Here is a 25,839-nt window from a genome sequence, read left to right as displayed (position 1 = left end):
GCTTGCGCCAGTCGGGTGACACGATGGTGGAACAATGGGAGCGCGAACCGGCTGGACACGGCGCGTGACGCGCGCTCACGGGCGTGTTCGCCGGAAGCGGACACGCCCGGTGCGGGGGAATCGCGGCGGCGGTGCACTCGTTGCACCCTGCGGAAACAGCGCCGTAGCCAGCGACAACCCGGAAATGGCACGATCCGGCGAGCCCGCCGAGGGACCCGCCGGATTCGTGTGAGTGGTAGGCCACCGGATACGCATGGCTACTAGAGTGGTCTCACGGTGCCGAACCCATCACGAGGAACCGATGGGTCGGGCCGCCGGCGCAGCAGTCGAGGGAGTGGGAATGTTCGAGAGGTTCACCGACCGCGCGAGGCGGGTGGTCGTCCTGGCCCAAGAAGAGGCCCGGATGCTCAACCACAACTACATCGGCACCGAGCACATCCTCCTGGGTCTGATCCACGAGGGTGAAGGTGTCGCCGCCAAGGCGCTCGAGTCGTTGGGTATCGCGCTTGAGGGCGTCCGTCAGCAGGTCGAGGAGATCATCGGCCAGGGGCAGCAGGCCCCGAGCGGGCACATCCCCTTCACGCCGCGTGCCAAGAAGGTGCTGGAGCTGTCGCTGCGCGAGGCGCTGCAGCTCGGCCACAACTACATCGGTACGGAGCACATCCTGCTCGGCCTCATCCGTGAGGGCGAAGGCGTCGCGGCCCAGGTGCTGGTCAAGCTCGGTGCCGACCTCAACCGCGTGCGCCAGCAGGTGCTGCAGCTCCTGTCCGGCTACCAGGGCAAGGAGCCGCAGGAGGCCGGTGGTGGCCGCGGCGAGGGCACGCCGTCCTCGTCGCTGGTGCTCGACCAGTTCGGCCGCAACCTGACGCAGGCTGCGCGCGACGGCGGTCTCGACCCGGTGATCGGCCGGAACTCCGAGATCGAGCGCGTCATGCAGGTGCTCTCGCGCCGCACCAAGAACAACCCGGTGCTGATCGGCGAGCCCGGTGTCGGCAAGACGGCCGTCGTCGAGGGCCTCGCGCAGAACATCGTCAAGGGCGAGGTGCCCGAGACGCTGAAGGAGAAGCAGCTCTACACGCTGGACCTCGGCTCGCTGGTCGCGGGTTCGCGGTACCGCGGTGACTTCGAGGAGCGGCTGAAGAAGGTCCTCAAGGAGATCAAGACCCGCGGCGACATCATCCTGTTCATCGACGAGCTGCACACGCTCGTCGGAGCGGGCGCAGCCGAGGGTGCGATCGACGCCGCCAGCATCCTCAAGCCGATGCTGGCCCGCGGTGAGTTGCAGACCATCGGTGCGACCACGCTCGAGGAGTACCGCAAGTACATCGAGAAGGACGCCGCCCTGGAGCGCCGCTTCCAGCCGATCCAGGTGGGTGAGCCGTCGCTCGAGCACACCATCGAGATCCTCAAGGGTCTGCGTGACCGCTACGAGGCGCACCACCGCGTGTCGATCACCGACTCCGCGCTGGTCGCGTCCGCCACGCTGGCCGACCGGTACATCAACGACCGGTACCTGCCGGACAAGGCGATCGACCTCATCGACGAGGCGGGCGCGCGGATGCGCATCCGCCGGATGACCGCTCCGCCGGACCTGCGCGAGTTCGACGAGAAGATCGCCGACGTGCGCAGGGACAAGGAGTCGGCCATCGACGGCCAGGACTTCGAGCGGGCCGCCAACCTGCGCGACGAGGAGAAGCAGCTCCTGTCGCAGAAGTCCGAGCGCGAGAAGCAGTGGAAGGACGGTGACCTGGACGTCGTCGCCGAGGTCGACGACGAGCAGATCGCCGAGGTCCTCGCCCACTGGACCGGTATCCCGGTGTTCAAGCTCACCGAGGAGGAGACGACGCGTCTGCTCCGCATGGAGGACGAGCTGCACAAGCGGATCATCGGCCAGGAGGACGCGGTCAAGGCCGTGTCGCAGGCGATCCGCCGTACCCGTGCCGGCCTGAAGGACCCGAAGCGCCCGTCCGGTTCGTTCATCTTCGCCGGCCCGTCCGGTGTCGGTAAGACCGAGCTGTCCAAGGCGCTGGCGAACTTCCTGTTCGGCGAGGACGACGCGCTCATCCAGATCGACATGGGCGAGTTCCACGACCGCTACACCGCCTCGCGGCTGTTCGGTGCCCCTCCGGGCTACGTCGGCTACGAGGAGGGCGGCCAGCTCACCGAGAAGGTGCGCCGCAAGCCGTTCTCCGTGGTCCTGTTCGACGAGATCGAGAAGGCCCACCAGGAGATCTACAACACCCTGTTGCAGGTCCTGGAGGACGGCCGCCTGACCGACGGTCAGGGCCGCACGGTCGACTTCAAGAACACGGTGCTGATCTTCACCTCGAACCTGGGCACGTCGGACATCTCGAAGTCCGTCAGCCTCGGCTTCTCGTCGGGCAACGACGAGGTGACGCGCTACGAGAAGATGAAGCAGCGCGTCAACGAGGAGATGAAGAAGCACTTCCGGCCCGAGTTCCTCAACCGGATCGACGACATCATCGTCTTCCACCAGCTCACGCGGGACCAGATCATCGAGATGGTCGACTTCATGGTCACGCGTGTCGAGGAGGCCCTGAAGGGCAAGGACATGGCCATCGAGCTCACCGACCGTGCGAAGGCGCTGCTCGCCAAGCGCGGCTTCGACCCGGTGCTCGGCGCCCGTCCGCTCCGCAGGACCATCCAGCGCGAGGTCGAGGACCAGCTGTCCGAGAAGATCCTGTTCGGCGAGGTCGAGCCGGGCCAGATCATCATCGTGGACGTCGAGGGCTGGGAAGTCGGCGACGAGAAGGACGACCAGGCCACGTTCACCTTCCGTGGTGAGCAGAAGCCGATCGAGGTTCCGGACGCGCCGCCGGTCAGCATGGCCGCAGGCGAAGAGGGCTCGGGTTCGGGCTCCGGCGAGACCGAGTCGGAGTGACGAGCGCCGACTAGGCAGAACCGAGAAACGGCGGGCATCGCACACGCGGTGCCCGCCGTTTCTGTATCCGCGTGTCCTGCACTCCCGGTGCCGTGTTGCGCTCTCCGGAGGCCGTGTTGCGCTTTCGGGACGCCGTGTTGCGGTTCCGGGGACAGAGTGCGGTTCGGGGACAGCGCTGCGCCGGCCGTTCGACCACCCGGTACTCCGCATCGAGGCGCGACTGGTCCCCACGCCTCGTCCGGCGTCATTGCCCTCCTGCCGCAGCGTGCCGCGGCGGCGGGGGTGCTGACCGGCACCGCGGCGGTCAGCGGAAGGCGTCGGCGTTGGCGCGTGCCCAGGCGGCGAACGTCGTGGCAGGCACTCCGGTGACCGCTTCGACGGTCGTGTTGGCCGGGGTCGGCTCTGCGTCGAGCAGCGGGAGGACGGTGTCGACGTAGAACTCCGCGTTCTCGCCCATCGACGGTCGCAGGTGAGCGAGGGCGTCGTCGCGGGACGTCGTGACGAACCGGACGTCGTTGCCCGTCGCCGCGGCGATGTGGGCGACCAGCTGGGTCCGGGTCAACGTCTCGGGACCGGTGAGCAGATGCGAGGTGCCCGGCGTGGGATCGAGCAGTGCGGTCGCGGCGACCGCCGCGATGTCGTCCATGGCGATCGGCGCGCTGGCGGCGTCGGGATACGGCTCGTGCACGGCGCCGGTCCGGCGGATCTGTTCGGCCCACAGCAGGCAGTTCTCCATGAAATCGCCCGGCCACAGGTGTGTCCACGGGATGCCGGAGTCCTCGACCGCGCGCGTGACCGTGCCCCACCAGGACTCGTGTTCGCCGGACAGGTCGACGATGTACTCGACACCGGCGTCGCGGGCCAGTTCCAGCACGTCCGCGACGGTGTCGGGGGCGGGTGCCAGGTACATACGGGTGACGTCCTCGAACGCCTCGGGGAGGGTGTCGAGCCTGCGGAGGTAGCCGTCGGCCACCTCGACGTGGTCGGGCAGATCGGCCTTCGTCGGGTTGTTGGTGAGGGCGCGGACGTTCGTGGCGCCGCGTTCGAGCAGGTGGTCGACGGTCTTGCGGCCGATGTTGCCGGTGGCTCCGGTGACCAGGATGGTCATGGCGCGGTCTCCCTGGGTGGGCGAGGGCGGACGGTTGTCAGCCGTTCAACCGTGCATCGATGGCCGTCAGCGCGTCCAACGCGCCGATGGGGAGGGACACGCCGCGGCCGTGACGGATCTCGGGTTCACGCGGGTTGATGCGGATCAACCCGCCGTCGGCCGCGCTGGCCAGTTCTGCCTGCCTGCGTACGGTCGGCACGGCGAGTCCTGCGCCGAGTTCGACGACGGCGAGTTGTCCGGTGCTGCGCCGCCACGCCTGGAGCTCGTCGAGCTGCCGCTGGGAACGCTCCCCGAGCCAATCGGCGTCGCCGAACATGAGGATGTTCGGCCGGGCAACGGCTCCGCAACCAGGACACGACGGAAGCGGTTCCTGCGCGCGCATGGTGGACTCGTCAACGGTGACGGTCACGTCGTCGGCAGGCCAGATGCCGGCGGAGCAACCGGTGAGGCACTGCAGGTGGTGGATCGAACCGTGGACCTCGGCGACACCGGCGAAACCGGCCTCCTGGAACTGGCCGTCCACATTGGAGGTGAAGACGCGCGCGCCGCCCGGTTTCCCTGCCGCCCAGCGGCGGAGGATGTCGAATCCGGAGTGGGGCGTGGTGCGGCGGTAGAGCTCGAGGCGGTGGCCGTAGAAGCCCCAGGCGAGTTCGGGGTCGGCGGCGAAGTGCACCGGGTCGGCGACCTCGACGAAACTCAGCCCCAGCCGCGCGTACGGCGGGTAGGCGCGCCAGAAGCCTTCGTCGCCGCGGAAGTCGGGCAGGCCGGAGTCGACGCCCATGCCCGCCCCGGCGCAGATGAGCAGCGCGTCGGCGGCGTCGATCAGTTCCGCGGAGTGCTCGAGTTCGCCGCCGTGGTCGATGTCGTCGCAGCGCTCGAGTGCACCGCCGTCGAGGTCGTCGCTCACTCGTCCGAGCCGGGCGACGACCCGAGCACGACCTCGAATTCCAGCAGGTTGGCGCCACTGGACACGGGCTTCTGCTGCTCGCCCGCGTGGGCTTCCTTCGCGCCGCCCTGTGCCCAGGCCTGATAGTCCTCCTCCGTCTCCCACTTGGTGTAGACGAAGTAGCGGTTCTCGCCCGACACGGGGCGCAGTAGCTCGAAACCGAGGAAGCCGGGAGCGTTGTCGACCGAACCCTTGCGCGCGGCGAACCGCTTCTCCAGCTCGGGGCCTGCGCCCTCCGGGACCTCGATCGCGTTGATCTTCACAACAGCCATGGTGCCGAGGGTACTGGCGAGTGGGGTGGCGCCGCAGCGGCCGAGGCCGGCCCGTTGCGGGGTGTCGCTCACGCTGCGGTGCCGCGTGTTCGCGCCGTCGTCGACGCCCTGCCCGGATCGGCAGGCCATCTCGACACGGACGGCAGGTCACGTCGCCGCGGAAGTCCGTCCACAGTGACCGGACGAGCACTCAGTTCGACAGCGTCCCCGGGTACAGATACTGCTCGTCGGGCAGCCCGCTGCGGTGGAACCACGCGGCGAAGAACCCGTCGAGGCTGCGGCCGTACTTGCGTTCGACGAACCGCTCGAACTCCGGCCACGACGCGTTGCCCTCGCTGTGTTGCCGCGGCCAGGAGCGCATCACGGTCCAGAACGCCTTCTCGCCGATTTGTCGGCGCAGTGCGTGCATCGCCAGGATTCCCTTGCTGTACACGCCCTGGAACTCGTCGCCTGCGCCCATGTCGTAGAGCGGCGGCTCCCAGAACTCGTCCGTCACGGCGGCCACGGTCTTGTGGTACTTGACGTCCAGGTCGGCGCCCTCCTTGCCTTCGTCCCACAACCACTGCGCATAGCTGGCGAAACATTCGTTGAGGCAGATGTCGGCCCACGAGGACACGGACACCTCGTTGCCGTACCACTGATGTGCCAGCTCGTGGACGATCGTTTCCAGCCGGGCGTCGACGTCGTAGGTGGGCCTGCCCTGCGTCTCCAGCGCATACCCGATGTCGGCGCCGAGATAGATGCCTCCCGTCGTGGTCGCGGGATAGTCGCCGAACCGCGATTCGAGGAACCGCACGATCTCGCCGGTGCGCCGTGCTTCCGGCCGCAGATCCTCCGAGCCCGGTGCGAACGCGTTCACCACCGGGGTGCCGTCGTCGAGCGTGCGGCGGGTGACGCCGAACCGGTCGATCGCGACGGTCGTCAGGTACCCGGCCACCGGTTCGGGTTCGATCCACCGAGACGTCGTCCATCCGTCCCGCGTGGTCGACTGCTCCTCGCGGCCGATCGACACCGCCGTCCACCCCTCCGGGACGCGCGCCGTGAGCCGAAACGTCGCCTTGTCGCGGGGGTGGTCGTTCGACGGGTACCAGAACGACGCCGACGGCGGCTCGCCCATCGCGAACGCACCACCGGACGGGGTGCGGTGCCAGCCGTCGTTGCCGAGGCCGCTGGTCTTTCGTTGCGGTGTGCCGTGGTACTGCACCCGCACCCGGAACCGCTGGTTTCCCGCCTTCGCCTGCTCGGGCGTGATCACCAGTTCGTGCGCACCCTCCCGGTCGAACCGGGCGCGGGCGCCGTCGACGTGCACCGCCTCGACGGTCATCCCGCGCAGGTCCAGGTTGAACCGGCTGAGCGGTTTCGTGGCGCGGGCCGTCATCGTGGAGTCGCCGTGGAGCACCCCGGAGTCGGGGTCGTAGCGCACGGACACGTCGTAGCCCTGCGCGTCGTACCCGCCGTTGCCGGCCTCCGGGTAGTACGGGTCGCCGATCCCGGGGGCGCCCGGCTCGGCGGGCCGTTGCTGCAGCGCACCGGGGCTCTCGCCCGCCGACGTGGCGGGCGTGTGCTGCGGTGCGGTGGTCCGCGGCTCGCCACTGCCGGAGGTGCACGCGGTTAGAGTGCACACGAGAGCGAGCACACAGGGGCCGGCCCGGCGAATGGCCATGGGGAGAGCGTAGATGCGGTTGGGTGAGGGCGCCGTGTGGTTCGGCGGCACGGGACAGCCGATCGTGCTGCTGCACGGGCTGATGGGCAGGGCGACGACGTGGTGGCGGGTCGCGCAGTGGCTCACGCCCTACGGCGGCGTCGTCGGACTCGACGCGCGCGGCCACGGCCGCAGTCCCCGCCCCCTGCCCGCCGCCACGGAGGACTTCGCCGGCGACGTGGCCGAACTCGTCGAACGGCTCGCCGCGGGACCTGCCGTCGTGATCGGACATTCGATGGGCGGGCTGCACGCCCTCGCGCTCGCCGCGACCCGGCCGGAGCTGGTGCGCGGCGTCGTGATCGAGGACTTCGCCCCGGACCTGCGTGGGCGCACGGTCGAAACCTGGCGCGGCCATTTCGAATCCTGGCCGCAGCCGTTCGAGTCGCTGGCCCACGTCCGCGAGTTCTTCGGCGACACGGGTGATTATTTCGTCGAATGTTTCGAGGAGCGCTCCGACGGCTATCACCTCATCGCCGACCTCGACGATCTGTACGCGATCGCCTCGGAATGGGGCCACCGCGACTACTGGTCCTATGTGGACAAGGTTGACCGTCCACTGCTCGTCATCGAGGCCGGCGACACCGTGATGCCGGCCGGCCAGCAGGCCGAACTGGCCGAACGTGCGGGTGGCAAGCACGTCGTCGTCGACGGCGCCGGGCACGTGGTGCACGACAGCGCCCCTGAGGAGTATCGGGGCGCCGTCGAGGCCTTCCTGTCCGGCGTGCTGGGACGCTGACCGTGGCTGGCGGGGCGACCGGCGGCCCCGGAATCCGCAACACGCGCCCCGGAACCCGCAACACGCGCCCCGGAACCCGCAACACGAGCCCCGGGATCCGCAACACGGTGGGTCACTGCGCCAGGCGTGCTCGCAGTTCCTCTCGCTCGGACCCCGTGGCGGCGAGCAGTGGCCACACGTCGGCGCCCAGGTAGCCGCTTTCGTCGGCGTGCCGGTGCAGCGTGGCGCCGCACGTCAGCTGCTCGACGCCGTGTGCGCGCTTGAACTTCGCCACTTCGCGGGCCATCGCGGCCGTGAAGACACCGTCGGTGGCGACGTCGGCCCCGCGTTCGGCCAGCAGCGTCTGCGCCGTCCGCACTCGCGGGCCCGCGTCCCCGGGCGTCAGCAGCGGCCACGACTTCGGCTGGGCCGCTCGGGTGCCGAGCTGTGCCGCCACCTCCTCGCGCAGCTCCGGCAGCCGGCCGTAGAGGACCTCGCCGGGGCACTGGGTGGAGTTGAAGTCACGATGTCCCATGATCAGGTCTGTGGTGACCCCGTACTGCGAGGCCATCCATGCCACGAGCTGCACGAGCGAGTCCCACAGTGCCTGCGTGACGTCCACGTCGACGTAGATGCCCTCGTTCTCGATGCCGATGCAGGTCGAGTTGTTGCCGCCGACGTGCGCACCCTGGACGTGCTGGGTGCCGCCCTGCACGACCTCGAGGGAGTGGTGCCTGCCCTCGGTGATGTGGCCGCCGCGGCTGTTCGTGAACTGCTGGCCCGAGTCGCCCCAGCCGTTGTCGATGTGCAGCTGCTGGATGTCGCGCGAGACCTGGAACGCGTGCTCGACGGAGTAGTCCTCGCTGTTGGCACCCGCCGTGTGGTGGACGACGATGTAGGTCGGCGGGTGGTCGAGGATGATCGGGTCCTGGGTCGGCTCCTGCGCACCCCAGTCGACCGTGGTGTAGATCAGCGGCTGGTCCGCCCTCGGTGTCACAGCTCTCGGTGCAACGGCTCTCGGTACGCCGCCACGGCCACCTGGTGCGGGCGCTGCGCCCGCCTGCGTGGTGGCGAGCGTGGTCAGGGCGCCCGCCGCGGTGACGGCGAGTCCGCCCTTGAAGAGCGTGCGACGGTGGAATTCGGGCTGGTCGGACATGTCGTTCGAGCTCCCTCCACTGGCTGTGGTTGCGCGAGGTGTCGCTGCGTGGGGACATCGGAGCACGAAACATCAGCGGTCGCGAATAATTACCGACGAAGTTCGGGCGACTGTCGTGAAAGCTTTTCACCCGGGTCCGGCGCCGTGACCTGCGAGAATCGATCCGGGAACGGACAGAACGCCCATTGTTCTATCAGTCGAACGGGCTAATCGCGCGAGTGATCGTCACCGCTTGTGATCAGTGTTCGCCGGGGAGAGCGAACCGGCCGTCGGCCGTCTGCTCGACGAGTCCGTCGGTGAGCAGCGAATCGAGGCAGCGGTCGCGCTGGCCCGCGCGATCCCACACGACGTCGAGCCGCGTCTTGGGCACCGGTTCTTCGGTCCCGCGCAGCACGTCCAGCAACAGGCCACGCACCTGCCGGTCCGTACCCGCGAACTTCTGCACCGGCTTGGCGGGACCGTCGTAGGCGGGCTTACCCGCACGTACCCAGGCGCAGTCGTCGAACACGGGGCAGTCCGCGCACTGCGGCGAACGCGCCGTGCACACGAGCGCACCCAGCTCCATCAACGCCGCCGACACCGTCGCCGCGCGGCGCTGGTCTGCGGGCAGCAGCGCCTCGACGTCGGCCATGTCCTTCGTGTTCGACGCGGGACCGGCATCGCCCGCGCCGTGCACGGCCCTCGCCACGACCCGGCGGACGTTCGTGTCCACGACCGGGGTGCGCTTGCCGTAGGCGAACGCGGCGACGGCCCGCGCCGTGTACGCCCCGATACCGGGCAGCGCCAGCAGGGTGTCGACGTCCCCGGGAACGACGTCGCCGTGTTCGCGGGCGATCACGTCCGCGGCCGTGTGCAGCCGCAGCGCCCTGCGCGGGTAGCCCAGCTTGCCCCACGCACGCAGCACCTCGGCCTGGGTGGCCCCCGCCAGCGCGGACGGCTTCGGCCAGCGTTCCAGCCACTCGTGCCAGATCGGCTCCACGCGAGCGACCGGCGTCTGCTGGAGCATGATCTCGCTGATCAGCACGCCCCAGCCGTCGCAGTCGGGCCTGCGCCACGGCAGGTCGCGAGCGGTCTCGGAGTACCAGTCGAGCAGTGTTTCGGCGGCGGTATCGGCGGTCAGCACCACGTGGGCATTAAAACACCGGCCCCCGCACCGGCCTGCGGGTCACTCCGCTGCGCGCTGCACCTCGGACAACCGGCCGGTGTGCACGTCGTAGACGAAGCCGCGAACCATGTCGCGGTGCGGCAGGAACGTGCTCTGCTTCACCCGCTCGACGGAGGTGCGCACACTGGACTCGACGTCCCGGAACGCCTCGACCGCCCACGTCGGGCGCAGTCCCGTGTCGGCCTCGAGCTCGTCCTTGTAACCGTCGTCGGTGACCGAGCTCAGGCCGCAGTCGGTGTGCTGGATGACCATGACCTCGCGGGTGCCCAGCTTGCGCTGGCTCAGCGAGAGCGACCTGATGGTGTCGTCGGTGACGACCCCGCCCGCGTTGCGCAGGATGTGCGACTCGCCCTCGACGAGCCCGAGCAGCTGGAACACGCGGATACGCGCGTCCATGCACGTCAGGATCGCGACGTGCTGGGAAGGGCGGGGGGACGAACGGTCGCCGGTGACGGCGTCGCCGAGTTCGGCGTTGCGCTTGAGGAGCAGGTCGATCGCGGTCATGACGCCTATCTGACCGGTCCTGCGTCGCCGGCACAAGTCGGGTTGGTGTTCGTCACGGTCGCCGGTGTGGCTCAGGGTCCGAACCAGTGCTGCTCGGCGGTCCGCGGCGGGCCGGACGTGGTGCCCACCCGCAGTTCGGTCGGCAGCGTGATGACCTTCGACGCCACGCGGTCGCCCGCGCCGAGCAGCAGTTTGCCCGCGGCCTTGCCCTTCTCGAGCACCGGCTGGTGGACGGTCGTCAGCCCGGCGCGCGTCGCCTCGCCGATGCCGTCGAAGCCGGTGATCGTCAGGTCGGCGGGCACGCGCAGGCCGCGGCGGCCGGCCTCGGCGAGCGCGCCGAGCGCGAGGATGTCGGAGGTGCAGATCAGGGCCGTCACGCGCGGATGTTTGTCCAGCAGCTGCCGCGCGGCCGACGCGCCGTCGTCGACATGGTGGTCGAAGCGTTCGACCACGGGGACCGACTCCCACGACACACCTGCGGCCTCGAACGTCCGCTGCAACGCCGCGAGCCGGGCGCGCTGCACGTGGTAATGCGCGTCCTGCTGGCGGTAGAGGGAGGCGAAGTCGTCGTTGCGGTCGCTCGACAGTCGCATGCACAGCACGCCGACCTGCCGGTGGCCGAGGCCGACGACGTGGTTGGCGAGGTCGACGGTAGCGGCTTCGTCGTCGGGGCCGACGCGGTCCATGCCGTCGAGCTGCGGCTGGTCGACGATCACCGTCGGAACGGGCCGTTGCAACGCGGCTTCCAGGTGCGGGTCGTCGTCGGGCACGGAGTAGACCACGAAGCCGTCGACGCCCGCGCGGTGCACGGCGGCGACGTCCTCGTTGCCGGGGCTGCCGGGCACGAGCGTGAGGCCGACGCCGGCGTCCTCGCACGCGAGCGCGAGACCTTCGAGTACGCCGACGGCGGCGGGGTCACGGAAGGCGTACGAGAGGTTCTCGGTGAGCAGCAGTCCGACGGCGCCCGCCTTGCGAGTGCGCAGCGAACGGGCGACCGGGTCGGGACCCGCGTAGCCGAGGCGCTTCGCGGTTTCGAGGACGCGTTTGCGCAGCTCCGGTGACAGTTGGTCCGGCCGGTTGTAGGCGTTGGACACGGTCGTACGCGAGACGCCAAGTTCGGCGGCGAGGGACGCCAGCGTGGCCTGCCGCCTCGATCGCATCGGCCGGTTCATGAACAAACCGTAACGGTTCAGAACATGGTGCAGAACCGGAGGCCCGCGTCGATCACATTTGCCGGCCACTGCCCGGCTGTGCGACGTGACCCGCTCGGCCGGGTCGGCAGGGGACACCGGCCGCGGTCACGGGTGACTACGGGTATGGCCCTGCTGGTGACACAGCGTCGAACCGGTAGTCACCCCGTCGGGTTTCGTCACCGAATCCAGCGGTCGCTTCATTGGGAACGATTTCCATTATCTATACTGACCGTGACAGGTGGCCCTCTCGGAACGGGCCCCGGGCACAGGCAGGGTGGTGGACGATGAACAAGGCGCGGGCATTCTCGGCGGTGCCGATCGCGGCGGCGCTCATGGCGGCGACGGCGTGCGGTGGATCCGATGGTGGTTCCGGCGACGACTCCGCGATCACGGTCGTCGCGTCCACGAACGTCTGGGGCTCGGTGGTGAAGGCCGTCGGCGGCGAGCACGTCGAGGTGAAGTCCCTCATCGAGGACCCCTCCGCCGACCCGCACTCCTACGAGGCGACAGCCGAGGACGCCGCGGACGTCCAGGACGGCGACCTGCTCGTCCACAACGGCGGCGGCTACGACGACTTCTTCACCCAGCTCGCCGAACAGGCCTCCGACAAGCCCACCGTCGTCGCCGTCGACGACGACAGCGGTCACCAGGACGGCCACGGCGAGGACGGCCACGGTGGCGAGAGCGGCGGCCCCGAAGGCCTGCGCTCCCAGCAGGGTGACGATCACGACGGCCACGACCACGGCGACGAGGGCCACGGCGACGAGGGCCACGGCGACGAGGGTCAGGGTGGCGGTCACGAGGGCCACGGTCACGAGGGGCACAGCCACGCCGACGGTGACAACGAGCACGTCTGGTACGACCCGGAGGTGGTCGGCGAGCTGGCCGACGACGTCGCCGCCGAGCTTGCGAAGATCGAGCCGGGGCAGAAGCAGACCTTCACCGACAACGCCGCGGCGTTCGAGAAGCGGCTCGACGGGCTGGAGCAGCAGATCTCGGAGATCCCGGACGGGAAGGTCCTGGCGACCGCGCCGGTCGCGCACTACCTGCTCGAGGCGGCGGGCCTCGAAGACGTCACGCCCAAGGACTACACGCGGGCGATCGAGAACGAGACCGACGTGCCGGTGGCGGCCCAGCAGCGGGTGACGAACCTCGTCAAGGGCGGCGAGATCGACGCGGTGGTCAACAATCCGCAGACCGTCACGTCCGTCACCGAGAAGCTCACGAGCGGGGCCGGCGACGCCGACGTGCCGGTGGTCGACATGACCGAGACACTGCCCGAAGGCCAGGACGACTACATTGCGTGGATGACCGGCCAGATCGAGGAGTTGGCGGGAGCATTGGGTCAGTGAGCACGACGGGCACCGACGAGTCCGGCCGCACGGTCACGAGCGGAGCGGTCGAGATCGAGAGCGCAGCGCTGGCGTTCGGCGATCGCACGCTGTGGTCCGGCCTCGACCTGCGCATCGAACCGGGTGAGTTCGTCGCCGTGCTCGGCCCCAACGGTTCCGGTAAGACGACGTTGCTGAAGGTGCTGCTCGGGCTGCAGGCGCTGAGCGCGGGAACGGTCCGTGTCGCGGGTACCGCCCCCGGCAAGGGCAACCACCGCGTCGGGTACGTCCCGCAACAGCGGGCCATGGACCAGCAGCTGACACTGCGTGGCCGCGACCTCGTGGGGCTGGGACTCGACGGCGACCGGTGGGGTACCGGCCTGCGCGGCATGCGGGTCCGCAGGCGCAAGGTCGCCGAAGCCGTCGACTCGGTCGGCGCGACGCCGTACGCCTCGTCGCCGGTCGGCCTGCTCTCGGGGGGTGAACAGCAGCGGCTCCGGGTGGCGCAGGCGCTGATCGGTGAACCCGACCTGTTGCTGTGCGACGAACCGCTCGCCTCCCTCGACCTGACGCACCAGCGCACCGTCACCGAACTCATCGAGCGGCGCAGGCGTGAGACCGGCACCGCGGTGCTGTTCGTGACCCACGAGATCAATCCGGTGCTGCCGCATGTGGACCGCGTGCTGTACCTGGTCGGCGGCCGGTTCCGCGTCGGCACACCCGCCGAGGTGATGACGTCGGAGACGCTCACCGAGCTGTACGGCGCGCCGGTCGAGGTGGTTCGGGTCGGCGGGCAGATCCACGTCGCCGGTGCGCAGAGCGCGCTGTGCGAGGACACCGTGCATCATCACGAGCACGATCACGCCGAACCCGTGTGAGGCGTGTGCGACCACGCCCGCATTCCCACCGACGATCCCCGACGAAGGCCCACTGATGGACAAGCTGTTCGACTTCGAGCTGACCGCGCGACTGCTCGAACTCGACTTCGTGCTGATGGCGCTCGCCGCCGCCGCTGTGCTCGGCCTCGTCGCCGGTGCGCTCGGGCCGCTGATCGTGATGCGCCGGATGTCGTTCGCCGTCCACGGCACGGCCGAGCTGGCGTTCACCGGCGCTGCGGCGGCGCTGCTGCTGGGCATCGGCGTGAGCTACGGGGCGCTGGCCGGCGCCGTCATCGCGGCGCTGCTGCTGGGCCTGCTCGGCGGGCGGGAGTCCGAACGCGACTCGGTGATCGGCGTGATCCTGTCGTTCGGGCTCGGGCTCGGCGTGTTGCTGTTGTGGTTCTACGACGGCAGGTCCAGCAACAAGTTCGGCATCCTCGTCGGGCAGATCGTCGCGATCGAACAGCAGGACCTCGAACTGCTCGTCGGCTCGGCGATCGTCGTGCTCATCGTGCTCTCGATGATCTACCGGCCGCTGTTGTTCGCGACCGTCGACCCGGCCGTCGCGATGGCCCGTGGGGTGCCGGTGCGGTGGCTGTCGCCGCTGTTCGCGGTCCTGGTCGGCATCGCGACGGCGCTCGGCGTGCAGATCGTCGGCGCGCTGCTGGTCGTCGCCCTGATGGTGACGCCCGCGGCCGCTGCCGCTCGCGTGACCGCGAGCCCCTGGCGGGCGACGGTGCTGGCCGTCGTGTTCGCCGAGGCCGCGGCGCTGGGCGGCATCGTGCTCAGCCTCGCGCCGGGGGCGCCCGTGAGCTTCTTCGTCACGGCGATCTCGTTCACGATCTACCTGGTGTGCCGCGTCATCGCCTACGTGCGTGGCAGGCAGCGTGCGCTCCGCGACCTCAGCGGATCGGATTCGCCGCGAGCCGCCGCTCCATCAGCTCGATGAATCCCTTGTCGATCAGCGGCAGGTCGCCTTCGGCGACGGAGCGTTCGACGGTCTGCACCACGACGATCTCGGAGCGGATGAACGTGTCGATCGTGGCCTTCTTGTGGTCACCGAGCTGCGGGTAGCTCAGCAGCGTCAGGTCGGCGAACGCGGCGGGCAGATACCGCGACGAGGCGAACGTGAACGAGTCGCCGATGAGGGCCGTCGGCGCACCGATGGTGCCCTCGATGTCCTTGCCTGCGTCGGCGTCGTAGCGCACCGGGCCGTCGAACTTGCGCAGCGTGTCCTGCGTGCGGTCGGTGCTGCCGTCGGGCATCAGCTGGTATCGGACGGACGTCTTCGGCTCGGAACGGCCGAGCATCGACGCGAGGTCGCCGTTCGACGTCGACCAGCCGACGCCGCGGCTGCGCCACGTGTCCGTCACCCCCGGCTGAAGGGTCTCGGCGACGTCGCGGGTCAGCATCACGGCGCCGTCGTCGGTCCAGTGTGTGTCGTTGGCGAAGTACGGCGGGTGACCGAGCTGCCGCTCGGCGTCCTCCAGTGAAGGGCGCACGTCGAGGAAGCTCCGCTGCTGCGCTGCCAGCTGCCAGAACCGCTCGGTCGCCTCGGTGGAGCACTCCTTGCCCGCGTAGCTGTCCGGCAGGTGCTGCGGCACCATCGTCGTCTTGTCCGGCGCGATGGTCAGCAGGAACCGCCGTCCGGAGGCCTCGACGGCGTGCCGGATCCGGTCGAGGCGTTCGAAGGTCTCGGTGGGGGGGCGCCGCGGGAAGCACTTTCCCTTGACGTCGTCGCCGTAGTACAGCCAGCCGTCGGAGCCCTCGATGACCTCGGTGTAGCCGGGGTTGTGCTGCTGCCCGTCCTGCGCATCGCCGTCGCCGCCGTTGCCCTGCGGACCGTCGGGCACGCCCGGGATCGGGCCGGAGCCCTCGCCCTGGCCCATCGGCGCGGGCTCGCCGAACAGGCCGTGACTGATGCCGTCGGCGGCTTCGATGGCGCCCTCGCGGAACACGAGGTGATCGGTCGCCCACTGCGGCATGCCGGTGAAGAATCCCCACCCCTCGGCGATGCCGGGAAAGCCCGCGAGCTCACGGTTCTCGATCTCACTCGGCCTGCCACCGAACACCCACCCCAGCGCGGGCGCGGCGAAGAACACGGCCGCACACACGAGGGCCGTGACCTGGCGACCGCCGTGACGCGGGCGGTACAGCGAGTGCTCGCGCGGCAGCCACGCCTCGTGCACGGGCGGCAGCTTCCGGGACGTGTCGGTCACCCGGACACGGTATCGGCACCCGCCGTGGCCGGTGGGCGATACCGGTCAACGCGGCAGCCGGTCCTCCTTCAGAACATGCGGAATGCGGCTGATGCTGCTGTACCAGTCACCGATGGTCGGGTCGACGGCGCGGAGTAGTCGGGCCGCCGAACGGTGATAACCGAGGACATCGGTAGCCACCAGCGGTTCCAGGTGCGCGACGCGGTTGCGCAACAAATAGAGACGATTGGCCCAGTGGTGGATGACCAGCGGGTCGGGCTTGTACGGGAACGCGTGCCGCAAGGCATGCGCCCAGAGACCTCGTTGTGGCCCTGGCCCGACCCGACCGTCGGCCTCCCGCTTGTGTGGCAGCAGGTGCACCCAGGTCGCGAACGTCGTGTGGGCAACGACGTCGTCATGATCAGGCGGGTGGTGGCGACGAGGGTGGCTCGGATCCCTGAGGTTCGAATCCTTGATCGCGCGCTCCCTTGCCGTTGCGTAGGTCGACACGACCTGACCCCTGCGGGTTCTCTTGTTGAGCACGCCCCACAGGGGAGAAGCCGGACGTTCGATCCAGTTGCTGTCGTACGGCGGCTCGCCGGTCGGCGCAGGTCGAGCGAGGTTCCATTTCTGGAGTTCACGGTCGATGGCGTTCCGCAGCACGACCTCGACCAGCCCAAGGGCCTCGTAGATCGCACCGGACATCTCGACGTTCCAGCGGTACAGGCGCACCGCATCGGTCACGTTGCCCGCGAGCGTGACGTAGGACGACAGCCGTGGTTCCGAGATGTGCCTGGCGATGACATAGTCGGCCTGCCGGCTCGAGCTCCATTGCTCAAGGTTCACGTCTCATCTAGACTTTCCGGTAGAAGCGAGGGCAGGACTCCTCGCACAGTCACAGAGCCAACCCCCGTCGGTTCCCGGCGGGGGCGCTTTATGGTCTCGGCGCTTTCTTGCCCCGGCGTTTTTGTTGTCACATCGTGCGGTGGCCCAACCACGCGCCGTGACGGTTCGGTTCGCTGCTCAGTGCAGCATGACGAGGACCTGGAGTTCACCGACGACGCCGCCGATCAGGCCGCCGACGACCACGAGCTTCCACTCGTCCTGGCGGAACGCGGGCCGCAGCAGCCCCTCGTACTCGACGGGCGTCAGCTTGTTCATCCGATCCTCGACCAGCCGTGCGACGGCCATCGCCTCGGTCAGGTAACCCTCGGCGTGCTGCACCGTCTCGGGCACGCGCGCGATCGCCTTGTCGGCCGCGGAGCGCTTCATCTCCTCGATCCGCCTCGTGCCGAGCGTTGCGGTCACCAGCGGCCGGGCGTTGCCCGCCTGTTCGTCGACCGCGTCGGCCACGACGCGCGAGATCATCGCCATCAGCCGGTCGGACCGCGGGCCGCGCAGGATCGCGTCCATCAGGTTCGGCACCGTCAGCACGTCGCGGGCGATGATCTCACCGTACTGCTGGGCGACCTCGGCCTTCCTGCGCTGGAACTTGCCCTGGAAGTACAGCTTGCGGGTCACGTGGACCGGTTCCCGCGGTACGAAGATCAGTTTGATGGCCAGCCAGTCGGTGAACAGGCCGACCGCGGCGCCGAAGATCGGCATGACCAGCGGGTTCTTCGTCACGGCCCACACGAACGCCTGGACGATGCCGAGTGCGAAACCGAAGTAGATGCCCGACCGCGCGATGAACGCCATCTCGGGACGCGACGTCTCGCGGATCAGCTTCACCAACAACTTCCTGTCGTCGGTGAGCCGCCGGACGGTCATCTCCTTGACGTCGAGGAAGTCGTCGACGTTCTCGCGCATCTCCAGCATCAGCTGCCGCACGAGCTGCGGCGTCTGCGCCTGGATCTGCTTGATCACCAGGTCCTGCGCGACCGCGGGCAGGCGTTCCCACACCCGTGGATGGTTCTCGGTGAGCACTTCCCGCGCGACGTCGTCGACCGTCCGCAGCAGCGGCTGTTCGATCTCCTCGGTGATGCGGTCGGGATCGATCCGCGCGAAGACGTCCTTGATGTCGAGGAGGTTCTTCGTCAGCAGGTCGGTCGCGATCGCGGCCATGCGGCCGCCGTGTTGCGGGACGACGCCCTGCCAGCCGAGGAACGTTCCCTTGATGCCCCTCCATTCGATCGGGCGGAACATCATTTCGATGGCGACGCGTTTGGTGACGTAACCGATCAGTGCCGCGACGAAGGGGATGGCCGTGTAGAGCGGCCAGTGCTGCGAGATGTCGGCGACGATCGCGTCCATGTTCACGTCGCGGTCTCCTTCCCCCTTGGCCGGTCACGCCGCAGAACAGTATCGCGACCGGTTGTGACGCGAGGTATGGGCTTCGCGCTGCCAACTCATTAAAGTTGCCGAATGGCCGAAGCCGACGTCACCCCGAATTCCCCCAAGTCCGGCACGTTCACGACCGTGTTCCGTGGTTACGACCAGGTGCAGGTGGACGAGCACGTCAAGAAGCTGAACTCGAAACTGGAGCAGACCTCGCGCAGCCGGGACGACGCCACGGCGTCGGTCGCCGACCTGACCAAGGCGCTCGGGCACGCACAGCAGGAGCTCGTAGAAACCAAGGCCGCGCTCACTCGAATGGCTGAGGAGCCCACCGGGCCCGCGGCGATGAGCGAGCGGGTCAAGACCATGATGAAGCTCGCCGAGGAAGAGATCGACGAGCTGCGCAAGAAAGCGGAGGCGGAGGCCGACGCGACCAGGTCGGCAGCCGATTCGTACGCGGAGAAGACCCGCGAGGATGCGCGCGCCGAAGCGAAACGCCTCGCCGAGGAGGCCGAGCGCGAACGCGGCCGGCTCGACGAGCAGGCCGTGAAGAAGCGCGCCGATGCGGAGAAGGAGTCGCAGGACAAGATCTCCGCCGCGGAGAAGAAGTCCGCGGAGGAGATCGCCGCGACGAAGGCCGCAGCGGAGAAGGCGGCGAAGGAGCTCACCGACGACGCGAAGAGCCGTTCCGACGCCATGATCGCCGAGGCGGACGCCCGGTTGGCCGACGCGAAGGACAAGCACACCCAGGCGCTCGACCTGCGCCGGACCGTCGCCGAACGCCTGGCGGCCAGTAACACCGCACTCAGCGACGCGCTCGACAAGCTCGGGTCCGCACCTGAACCACTCGATTGGGCGACCTCCGAATCGGCCGGCGCCGGGACGGCCACCGGAACGTCGGCGGGAACGAAGGGCGGGCCGTCCACGGGGGCGAAGACCGGAGCGGAGAACGGAACGCAGGCCGGGGCCGACAAGGCAGCGTCGGGAGAGTCGGCGTCGGACAAGGCAGTGTCCGGCAAGCCGGCGCCGAGCAAGACGGCGGCGGGCGACACAGCGGCTGGCGACACGGCGTCCGACAAGGCGGCGCCGGGCAAAGCGGGGTCCGGCGAGGCAGGGCCCGGCGAGGTGACGAGCACGTCGGCGAAGGCCGCCGAGTCCGGCACCGGAGATGCGCAGGCGACGTCGAAGCCCGGCTCCACCAAGTCCGGTGGGCAGGGGAAAGGCGTCACATCGGCGTGAAGCGTGCGAGACTGGGTGACGCCGGTATGTGGCGACCACAGTACGCCGGGTCGATCGGCCGATACGGGTCATCACGCACCGGCGAAGATCACATCGGTGCTGTCAATACGGACGGAACGGGTGCAAGATCCACGCCGTGAGTACGAGAACGCCTGACACCTTGCAGGCCGCCGCGGGCGATGCGACGGCCGGTGCCGAACAGTCCGTCGTCCCGCAGGCGGCCGCCGAGGCGGTCGTGACCGGGGCAAGCGAGTCTTCGGCGACCGACACCGGCAGTACCGACAGCGGCGGTGCCGACGAGGTGGACGTCGGCCTCGGTGGTTCCGGGGGAGCGGTGGCGGAGCCACATCCGGTGCCGGTCGACTTCCCCGTGTACGGATTGCATCCGTCGATCCCCGGTCCGCGCTGGGTGGATTTCTTCGAAGGCGGCAACATCGGGCCGGTCGAACCGGACGCCGGCTCCGAGGCCGTTTCCGAGCTGGGCGAGGCGGGCCGCGCGCCGTGGGCGTTGTGGCTGGGCCAGCGGCTCTCCGACACCGAGCGTGGGCTGCGCATCGGCAGCATGCCGCGGTTGCGCTACGAACGCGCGATGTGCCCCGGCGGCGGCGATCCGTTGGCCGAGGTGGCGTTCGGAGCCGCGTTCGGTCTGGTCAACCTGACGTTGCCGGACAGCAGCGTGCCGCGGCCGGACGGACTGATCGAGTCGTTGCTGTCCCACGCCGAGCAGCATGCCCGGCGGTACGAGAAGTGGAAGCGCGTGACCTGGCGCGTGGACGGAATGTCGGTGCGCGCGCGGATCTGGGAGTTCGCGGGCGGCTGGACGGGGTTCACCGGCGACCTCGACGACAGCTACGTCGCGGCCATCGGCATCGGCGTCGCCGCGGACGGCCTGAGTCTGGCGCGGGTGAGCGATCCGAAGGCGTACGGCGTGGACTTCTCCGCGCCCATCAGCCTCGCCGACCTGGGCAGGCACCGCGCCACCCGGCCCGAGGCGTGGCTGCCCCCGCCGCGGCGCGACGCCTTCCAGCCGGAGCAGCTTGCCCTGCTGCCGGACGAGCGAACCTCCGACCAGCAGTAGCACCGCTCGGCGCAGGCAGCAGCATTCGGCGCAGGCAGCACGGCTCGGAGTGGGCAGCCCCCGCCGTGTTGCGGGTTCCGGGGCTCGTGTTGCGGGTTCCGGGGGTCGTGTTGCGCATGACCCATGCGCGTGTTCTGCGCTCAGGCACGGATCCGCATCCGCGTGCCGGCGTCGTGACAGGTTGCCGACATGTCGCTTCGGCGGCGTGTCGGCCTGGCGGAATCACCGTGTGGGTTCCGGCAGACGGCTACGTCGCGTGCGAAGTGCGTCGCGCAGTTCACGGTTTCCGTGCGCGGCGACGGCGTCGCTGTAGGCGTCGAAGAATTCGAGGTACATCGGTATCAGTAGACGATCGAGCAGGTGGCCGATCCGGCCGGTTTCGAGGGTGTACAGCAGTCGTGGTGGGAACAACGCGGCCGCCGGAAGACGTTCGTGTGGCCCGGGTCCGCGATGTCCATGACGTGATCGTGACATCGCGTCCGCGCCCGGTTCGTGTTCGGTCGCGCCGTTGTCGGAGGCACGGCTTACGGTGATGAGGTGACGTCGACGTGGTACTGCGCGCTGTTGCGCGGAATCGGCCCCGGTAACCCGAACATGCGCAACGACAAGCTGCGTGGCGTGTTCGACGGTCTCGGATTCACCGGCGTCGGCTCGGTGTTGTCCAGCGGAAACATCGTGTTCGCAACGGAAGCCACCGATACCACCGCACTCGAGGATCGAATCCAGGCCGCGCTGCGCGGCGAGCTGGGCATCGGCGGTGGAACCATCGTGCGCAGTCGCAGCGAACTGGCGGCCCTCGTCGGCACGGAGCCGTTCGGCGAGCTGCAGCACGCTCGCGAGACGTACCTGACCGCGACGTTCCTGAAGAAGCCACTCGAACCGGTGCCCGAGCCGTTCCCCGAACCGGAGGAACTGGCGGTGCGCATGGTCGGCTACGACCCCGACGCGCGTGCGGTCCTGGCCGTCTCGGACAACACGTCCTCGTCGTCGCCGGACTTCATGGCCTGGCTGGAACGGCGGTTCGGCAAGGACATCACGACACGTACGTGGCTGACCGTCCATCGGATTCTGAAACGGATGCCGGACCACACGTGACCCGCAATCCTCCCCGGAAACCGCAACACGATCCCCGGAAACCGCAACACGGCTGCGGCCCCGAATGCAGGACACGCGGTGCTGAGTGCAGGACACGTGCGGTCGTCGGGCCGCCTCGCTCAGAACTGGTAGTAGAGGAAGGGGCTGAAGGTGCCCGTGGCGACCAGGATCGCGGCGTAGGCGACGCCGACCGTCATGACGCCGACGCGGAGTGCATTCGCCGGCCTGGTCCGCGCCGATTCGAGCAGTGGCCCCATCACCGGGGTCGCGGGCAGCACGAACACCACCGCGGCGAGCAGCAGCAACACCAGCCGCTGGTTCGTCAGCGCCGAGGCTGCGACGTCGGTGAGGCCGTCGAGGTCCGGTGCGAACATGTGCCCGATCATCGACAGCGCCTGGCCGAGATCGGGCGCGCGGAAGAACACCCACCCGATGATCACCAGCACGAGCGTCAGGGCGCGCCGAGCGATCCGCGGACCGGTGGACTCCGGCGCGGCTGCCCAGCCCGTCGCACGCTCCAGGACGAGCAGCGCACCGTGGTACACGCCCCAGATCACGTACGTCCACGCCGCGCCGTGCCAGAACCCCGTCAGCACGAACACGATCCACAGGTTGCGGTACGTCTTGTGGCCGCCCGAGCGGTTGCCGCCGAGCGGGATGTACACGTAGTCGCGGAACCACCGCGACAGCGACATGTGCCAGCGCCGCCAGAAGTCCGTGATCGTGACCGCGGAGTACGGACGGGCGAAGTTCTCCGGAAGGCGGAAGCCGAGCATGCGGCCCAGCCCGATCGCCATGTCGGAGTAGCCGGAGAAGTCGAAGAACAGCTGCAACGTGAAGGCGACGGCGCCGAGCCACGCGATCGCGAACGTCATCTCGTCGGCGGGGGTGGCGAAGCAGGTCGCCACGAACGGGGCCAGCGAGTCGGCGATCACGGCCTTCTTGCACAGGCCCAGCGCGAACCGCGGGAATCCGGCGGCGATGTCGTCCAGCCGGTGGTGGCGGTGCTGCGGAAGCTGATCGGCGATCTCGTGGTAACGCACGATCGGCCCGGCTGCCAGCTGCGGGAACATCGCGATGTACGTGCCGAACGACACCGGGTTGCGCAGTGCGCGGCGCTCACCACGGTAGATGTCGACGATGTACGAAATGTGGTGGAACGTGAAGAACGAGATGCCGATGGGCAGGGCCAGTTCGGCCACGGGGAAGTCGCCGCCGAACAGCTGCGCGAACCACGCGATCTGTTCCGTGGCGAACCCCGCGTACTTCCACACCAGCAGGATCGACAGGTCGAACCCGATGACCCCGATCAGCAACCTGCGCCTGCGGGAACTGCCGCCGAGACCCCAGTCGTCCGGTTCGAGTGCGGGGCCTGCGAGGAAGTTCACCACCATGCACGCGATGAGCAGCAGCGTGAACGACCCGGCGCCGGTCGCGTAGAACACCAGGCTGCCGACCGCGATGATGCCGTTGCGCCACGCCCGCGGGCACACCAGCACCGCGACGAGCATCGCGGGCAGGAAGTACCACAGGAACAGTGGTGAAACGAACGACATCCGGCGGGCCCCCTCGGCTGATCCGAGGAGACCCTAGCTCAGTGACACGGCGCGCACGGCCGATACCGGCACCTTGCCGCGGCGTGCTTCACATCTGCCGAGGAACGCCCGCGGTGCCACACCCACCCGGCCGCGCCGTGTCTTACACCCGCCCAGCCACGCTGTGTCTTACACCCGCCCGGCCGCCCGGCGGCGCCGGGCCACCTCGGCCATCAGTACCGCCGCGGCCACGGACGCGTTGAGCGACTCGACCTCCGGCGACATCGGAATCGACACGGTGACGTCGCAGTTGTCGCGCACCAGGCGGGACAGGCCACGCCCCTCGGAGCCGACGACGACCACCAGCGGATCGGTGGCGACGTCCAGACCGTCGACGTCGAGTGTGGCGTCCGCGTCCAGTCCGGCGACCATCACGCCCTCGGAAGCCCACGACTGCAGCTGCCGGGTCAGGTTCGTCGCCACGGCCACCGGCAGCTTGGCTGCCGTGCCCGCGCTGGTGCGCCACGCGACGGCCGTCATGCCGGCGCTGCGCCGCTGCGGCAGCAGCACGCCGTGAGCGCCGAAGGCGGCGGCCGAGCGGATCACGGCGCCGAGATTGCGTGGATCGGTCACGCCGTCGAGCGCGACGATCAGCGGTGGTTCACCCGAGTTGCGCGCGGCGGCGAGCAGATCGTCGGGGTGCGCGTACTCGAACGGCGGCACCTGCAGGCCGAGGCCCTGGTGCACCGCACCGCCGGTCTTGCGGTCCAGCTCGTCCCGCGGCACCTCGAGAATCGAGATCCCCTTGTCGGCCGCCAGCTGCACGGCTTCCTTGACGCGGTCGTCGGCGTCGATGTTCAGCGCGACGTACAGCGCGGTCGCCGGAACGTCGGTACGCAGCGATTCGACCACCGGGTTACGGCCCGCGATGACCTCGGGACCGTCGGCGGCCTTCTTTTGCGCGCGCTGGCGGTTGTCCTCGCGTTTGGCCTGCTGAGCGGCCTTCTTCTGCTTCGGATGCCCGGGGCGGTTCTCGCCCTTCGGCGTCGGGCCCTTGCCTTCGAGCCCCTTGCGGCGGTTGCCGCCGGAACCGACGACCTGCCCCTTCTTGGTGCCCTCTTTGCGGACCGCGCCGCGGCGACGGGAGTTACCGGCCATGTCCTCAATCCCTCACTGTCCACGACGGACCATTGGGGGTGTCCTCCACCGCGATGCCCGCGGCGGTCAGCTGATCGCGAATGGCGTCCGCGCGGGTGAAGTCCTTGTCGGCCCTGGCTCGCGTGCGCTCGTCGAGGAGCGAGTCGACGAGCGCGGCCAATGCGCCGGCCTCGCCGTTGTGGCTCGCCGCGTCCTGCCACTGTTCCGACAGCGGGTCCAGGCCGAGCACGTGGACCATCGCGCGCACCGACTCGGCGAATTCGAGCGCCTTCGTCTCGTCACCCGCATCGAGCGCGGTGTTGCCGTCGCGCACGGTGTTGTGCAGGACCGCGAACGCCTGCGGGGAGCCGAGGTCGTCGTCGAGCGCCGCGGCGAACTCCCCGGGCACCTCTCCGACGCGCACCTCGCCCGCACCGCCCGCGCGGCGCAGGAACTGCTCGACGCGCCGGTATCCCTGCGCGGCCTCGGCCAGCGCCTCGTCGGAGTATTCGATCGTCGACCGGTAGTGCGGCTGGATCAGGTAGTAGCGCAGTTCGACGGGCCTGCACTTCCGCAGCATCTCCGGGATCGCCACGATGTTGCCGAGCGACTTCGACATCTTCTCGCCGGAGAGCGTCACCCAGGCGTTGTGCAGCCAGTACCGGGCGAAGCCGTCGCCCGCCGCGTGGGACTGGGCGCGCTCGTTCTCGTGGTGCGGGAAGACGAGGTCGACGCCGCCGCCGTGGATGTCGAACTCCGAGCCGAGATACGTCGTCGCCATGGCGGAGCATTCGAGATGCCAACCGGGACGTCCGTCGCCCCAGGGCGTCGGCCACGACGGTTCGCCGGGCTTGGCGGCCTTCCACAGCGTGAAATCACGCGGGTCGCGCTTGCCGTCCGCTCCCGTCTCGCCCTGCTGCACCTCGTCGGGGCGCTGGCCGGACAGCGAGCCGTAGTCGGGCAGGGACGTCACGGAGAAGTAGACGTCGCCGCCGGAGACGTAGGCGGCGTCGCGGTCGATGAGCCGCTGGATGAGGTCGATCATCTGGGTGACGTGACCGGTGGCGCGCGGCGAGATCGACGGCGGCAGGCAGCCCAGCACGGTGAAGGCGTCCTCGAAGGCGCGCTCGTGAGTGGCGGCCCACTCCCACCAGGGCCTGCCCGCGTCGGCGGCCTTGGTGAGGATCTTGTCGTCGATGTCGGTGACGTTGCGGACCAGCAGCACGTCCAGTCCGTTGTGGACGAGCCAGCGGCGCAGGACGTCGTAGTTCAGTGCGCCGCGAACGTGCCCGATGTGCGGGACGCCCTGGACGGTGGCCCCACAGACGTACATGGACGCCGTTCCACTACGTGCGGGATGAAACTCCCGTACGTCCCTGGTCGCGGTGTCGTAGAGATGAAGGGCCAC

Annotated in this window: 22 protein-coding genes; 8 read left to right on the top strand and 14 right to left on the bottom strand. The window is 69.3% G+C overall.

What is annotated here, in order from left to right:
* The first annotated feature begins 340 nt into the window (after nt 1–340).
* The gene (locus tag LY12_RS14470; RefSeq protein WP_253856879.1) at nt 341–2,902 is read left to right on the top strand and encodes an ATP-dependent Clp protease ATP-binding subunit; all 2,562 of its coding nucleotides are present in this window, start codon (nt 341–343) and stop codon (nt 2,900–2,902) included.
* Nucleotides 2,903–3,206: 304 nt separating this feature from the next.
* Here the strand turns inward: LY12_RS14470 and LY12_RS14465 are convergent, their stop codons facing one another.
* From LY12_RS14465 to LY12_RS14450, 4 genes are all read right to left on the bottom strand, one after another.
* A complete protein-coding gene (locus LY12_RS14465; protein WP_253856877.1) occupies nt 3,207–4,010 on the bottom strand; it encodes an NAD(P)H-binding protein in 804 nt (267 codons plus the stop codon).
* A 37-nt stretch (nt 4,011–4,047) separates the two neighbouring features.
* The gene (locus LY12_RS14460; protein ID WP_253857411.1) at nt 4,048–4,872 is read right to left on the bottom strand and encodes an SIR2 family NAD-dependent protein deacylase; all 825 of its coding nucleotides are present in this window, start codon (nt 4,870–4,872) and stop codon (nt 4,048–4,050) included.
* Nucleotides 4,873–4,913: 41 nt separating this feature from the next.
* Nucleotides 4,914–5,228: an antibiotic biosynthesis monooxygenase family protein gene (locus tag LY12_RS14455; protein ID WP_253856875.1), complete on the bottom strand. Its 315-nt coding sequence runs from the start codon at nt 5,226–5,228 to the stop codon at nt 4,914–4,916.
* Between the two features lie 190 nt (nt 5,229–5,418).
* Nucleotides 5,419–6,891 carry a M1 family metallopeptidase gene (locus LY12_RS14450; RefSeq protein ID WP_253856873.1) on the bottom strand — a complete coding sequence of 491 codons (1,473 nt, stop codon included), beginning with the start codon at nt 6,889–6,891 and terminating at the stop codon, nt 5,419–5,421.
* A gap of 13 nt (nt 6,892–6,904) precedes the next feature.
* Between LY12_RS14450 and LY12_RS14445 the strand changes: the two genes are divergently transcribed.
* Nucleotides 6,905–7,666: an alpha/beta fold hydrolase gene (locus tag LY12_RS14445; protein ID WP_253856871.1), complete on the top strand. Its 762-nt coding sequence runs from the start codon at nt 6,905–6,907 to the stop codon at nt 7,664–7,666.
* Between the two features lie 112 nt (nt 7,667–7,778).
* Here the strand turns inward: LY12_RS14445 and LY12_RS14440 are convergent, their stop codons facing one another.
* The 4 genes from LY12_RS14440 to LY12_RS14425 all read right to left on the bottom strand — a co-directional run bounded on the left by LY12_RS14440 (nt 7,779) and on the right by LY12_RS14425 (nt 11,642).
* A complete protein-coding gene (locus LY12_RS14440) occupies nt 7,779–8,801 on the bottom strand; it encodes a peptidoglycan recognition protein family protein (protein ID WP_253856869.1) in 1,023 nt (340 codons plus the stop codon).
* Between the two features lie 238 nt (nt 8,802–9,039).
* Nucleotides 9,040–9,924, bottom strand: a complete 885-nt coding sequence (locus tag LY12_RS14435) for an iron-sulfur binding domain-containing protein (protein WP_372493528.1) — start codon at nt 9,922–9,924, stop codon at nt 9,040–9,042.
* Nucleotides 9,925–9,966: 42 nt separating this feature from the next.
* Nucleotides 9,967–10,470 (bottom strand): beta-class carbonic anhydrase, encoded by a 504-nt coding sequence (locus LY12_RS14430; RefSeq protein WP_253856867.1) that lies wholly within the window; start codon nt 10,468–10,470, stop codon nt 9,967–9,969.
* Nucleotides 10,471–10,541: 71 nt separating this feature from the next.
* Nucleotides 10,542–11,642, bottom strand: a complete 1,101-nt coding sequence (locus LY12_RS14425; protein WP_253856866.1) for a LacI family DNA-binding transcriptional regulator — start codon at nt 11,640–11,642, stop codon at nt 10,542–10,544.
* Between the two features lie 305 nt (nt 11,643–11,947).
* On the opposite strand from LY12_RS14425, the gene LY12_RS14420 reads away from it, so the two are divergent.
* Genes LY12_RS14420 through LY12_RS14410 form a run of 3 tightly spaced genes read left to right on the top strand, consistent with a single transcriptional unit; the run spans nt 11,948 to nt 14,821 of the window.
* Nucleotides 11,948–13,015 carry a metal ABC transporter solute-binding protein, Zn/Mn family gene (locus tag LY12_RS14420; RefSeq protein ID WP_253856863.1) on the top strand — a complete coding sequence of 356 codons (1,068 nt, stop codon included), beginning with the start codon at nt 11,948–11,950 and terminating at the stop codon, nt 13,013–13,015.
* Nucleotides 13,012–13,872: a metal ABC transporter ATP-binding protein gene (locus LY12_RS14415; protein WP_253856861.1), complete on the top strand. Its 861-nt coding sequence runs from the start codon at nt 13,012–13,014 to the stop codon at nt 13,870–13,872. The genes LY12_RS14420 and LY12_RS14415 overlap by 4 nt, the downstream gene beginning before the upstream one ends.
* A 55-nt stretch (nt 13,873–13,927) precedes the next feature.
* A complete protein-coding gene (locus tag LY12_RS14410; protein ID WP_253856859.1) occupies nt 13,928–14,821 on the top strand; it encodes a metal ABC transporter permease in 894 nt (297 codons plus the stop codon).
* Here LY12_RS14410 and LY12_RS14405 read toward each other — a convergent pair.
* The 3 genes from LY12_RS14405 to LY12_RS14395 form a co-directional block, all read right to left on the bottom strand.
* On the bottom strand, nt 14,775–16,091 hold the full coding sequence (locus LY12_RS14405) for an alginate O-acetyltransferase AlgX-related protein (protein WP_253856857.1): 1,317 nt from the start codon (nt 16,089–16,091) through the stop codon (nt 14,775–14,777). The two genes, LY12_RS14410 and LY12_RS14405, sit on opposite strands and share 47 nt — an antisense overlap.
* A 45-nt stretch (nt 16,092–16,136) precedes the next feature.
* Complete coding sequence (locus LY12_RS14400) at nt 16,137–16,814, bottom strand: hypothetical protein (protein WP_253856855.1); 678 nt, start codon at nt 16,812–16,814, stop codon at nt 16,137–16,139.
* A gap of 279 nt (nt 16,815–17,093) precedes the next feature.
* Nucleotides 17,094–18,323, bottom strand: coding sequence for a DUF445 domain-containing protein (locus LY12_RS14395; RefSeq protein WP_253857407.1), 1,230 nt, complete (start codon nt 18,321–18,323; stop codon nt 17,094–17,096).
* A gap of 111 nt (nt 18,324–18,434) precedes the next feature.
* Between LY12_RS14395 and LY12_RS14390 the strand changes: the two genes are divergently transcribed.
* From LY12_RS14390 to LY12_RS14380, 3 genes are all read left to right on the top strand, one after another.
* On the top strand, nt 18,435–19,586 hold the full coding sequence (locus LY12_RS14390; RefSeq protein WP_253856853.1) for a cell division protein DivIVA: 1,152 nt from the start codon (nt 18,435–18,437) through the stop codon (nt 19,584–19,586).
* Between the two features lie 136 nt (nt 19,587–19,722).
* Complete coding sequence (locus tag LY12_RS14385) at nt 19,723–20,664, top strand: hypothetical protein (RefSeq protein WP_308292120.1); 942 nt, start codon at nt 19,723–19,725, stop codon at nt 20,662–20,664.
* Nucleotides 20,665–21,201: 537 nt separating this feature from the next.
* Nucleotides 21,202–21,759 (top strand): DUF1697 domain-containing protein, encoded by a 558-nt coding sequence (locus tag LY12_RS14380; RefSeq protein ID WP_253856851.1) that lies wholly within the window; start codon nt 21,202–21,204, stop codon nt 21,757–21,759.
* 119 nt (nt 21,760–21,878) lie between these two features.
* On the opposite strand, the gene LY12_RS14375 is transcribed toward LY12_RS14380, so the two are convergent.
* The 3 genes from LY12_RS14375 to cysS form a co-directional block, all read right to left on the bottom strand.
* Nucleotides 21,879–23,315: an MBOAT family O-acyltransferase gene (locus LY12_RS14375; RefSeq protein WP_253856849.1), complete on the bottom strand. Its 1,437-nt coding sequence runs from the start codon at nt 23,313–23,315 to the stop codon at nt 21,879–21,881.
* A 168-nt stretch (nt 23,316–23,483) separates the two neighbouring features.
* Nucleotides 23,484–24,452 (bottom strand): 23S rRNA (guanosine(2251)-2'-O)-methyltransferase RlmB, encoded by a 969-nt coding sequence (gene rlmB / locus LY12_RS14370; RefSeq protein ID WP_253856846.1) that lies wholly within the window; start codon nt 24,450–24,452, stop codon nt 23,484–23,486.
* A gap of 4 nt (nt 24,453–24,456) precedes the next feature.
* A complete protein-coding gene (gene cysS, locus LY12_RS14365) occupies nt 24,457–25,839 on the bottom strand; it encodes a cysteine--tRNA ligase (RefSeq protein ID WP_253856844.1) in 1,383 nt (460 codons plus the stop codon).

Source organism: Prauserella alba, from assembly GCF_024171735.1.
Lineage (GTDB): Bacteria > Actinomycetota > Actinomycetes > Mycobacteriales > Pseudonocardiaceae > Prauserella > Prauserella alba.
Note: the sequence above shows the minus strand (reverse complement) of the source record. Positions and strands in the feature narration are given on the sequence as shown.

What these genes read in the sequence shown, in the direction of transcription:
- LY12_RS14470 (WP_253856879.1), top strand. Translation starts at nt 341, where the DNA reads ATGTTCGAGAGGTTCACCGACCGCGCGAGGCGGGTGGTCGTCCTGGCC.
- LY12_RS14465 (WP_253856877.1), bottom strand. Translation starts at nt 4,010, where the DNA reads ATGACCATCCTGGTCACCGGAGCCACCGGCAACATCGGCCGCAAGACC.
- LY12_RS14455 (WP_253856875.1), bottom strand. Translation starts at nt 5,228, where the DNA reads ATGGCTGTTGTGAAGATCAACGCGATCGAGGTCCCGGAGGGCGCAGGC.
- LY12_RS14450 (WP_253856873.1), bottom strand. Translation starts at nt 6,891, where the DNA reads ATGGCCATTCGCCGGGCCGGCCCCTGTGTGCTCGCTCTCGTGTGCACT.
- LY12_RS14445 (WP_253856871.1), top strand. Translation starts at nt 6,905, where the DNA reads ATGCGGTTGGGTGAGGGCGCCGTGTGGTTCGGCGGCACGGGACAGCCG.
- LY12_RS14440 (WP_253856869.1), bottom strand. Translation starts at nt 8,801, where the DNA reads ATGTCCGACCAGCCCGAATTCCACCGTCGCACGCTCTTCAAGGGCGGA.
- LY12_RS14430 (WP_253856867.1), bottom strand. Translation starts at nt 10,470, where the DNA reads ATGACCGCGATCGACCTGCTCCTCAAGCGCAACGCCGAACTCGGCGAC.
- LY12_RS14425 (WP_253856866.1), bottom strand. Translation starts at nt 11,642, where the DNA reads ATGAACCGGCCGATGCGATCGAGGCGGCAGGCCACGCTGGCGTCCCTC.
- LY12_RS14420 (WP_253856863.1), top strand. Translation starts at nt 11,948, where the DNA reads ATGAACAAGGCGCGGGCATTCTCGGCGGTGCCGATCGCGGCGGCGCTC.
- LY12_RS14410 (WP_253856859.1), top strand. Translation starts at nt 13,928, where the DNA reads ATGGACAAGCTGTTCGACTTCGAGCTGACCGCGCGACTGCTCGAACTC.
- LY12_RS14395 (WP_253857407.1), bottom strand. Translation starts at nt 18,323, where the DNA reads ATGGACGCGATCGTCGCCGACATCTCGCAGCACTGGCCGCTCTACACG.
- LY12_RS14390 (WP_253856853.1), top strand. Translation starts at nt 18,435, where the DNA reads ATGGCCGAAGCCGACGTCACCCCGAATTCCCCCAAGTCCGGCACGTTC.
- LY12_RS14375 (WP_253856849.1), bottom strand. Translation starts at nt 23,315, where the DNA reads ATGTCGTTCGTTTCACCACTGTTCCTGTGGTACTTCCTGCCCGCGATG.
- rlmB (WP_253856846.1), bottom strand. Translation starts at nt 24,452, where the DNA reads ATGGCCGGTAACTCCCGTCGCCGCGGCGCGGTCCGCAAAGAGGGCACC.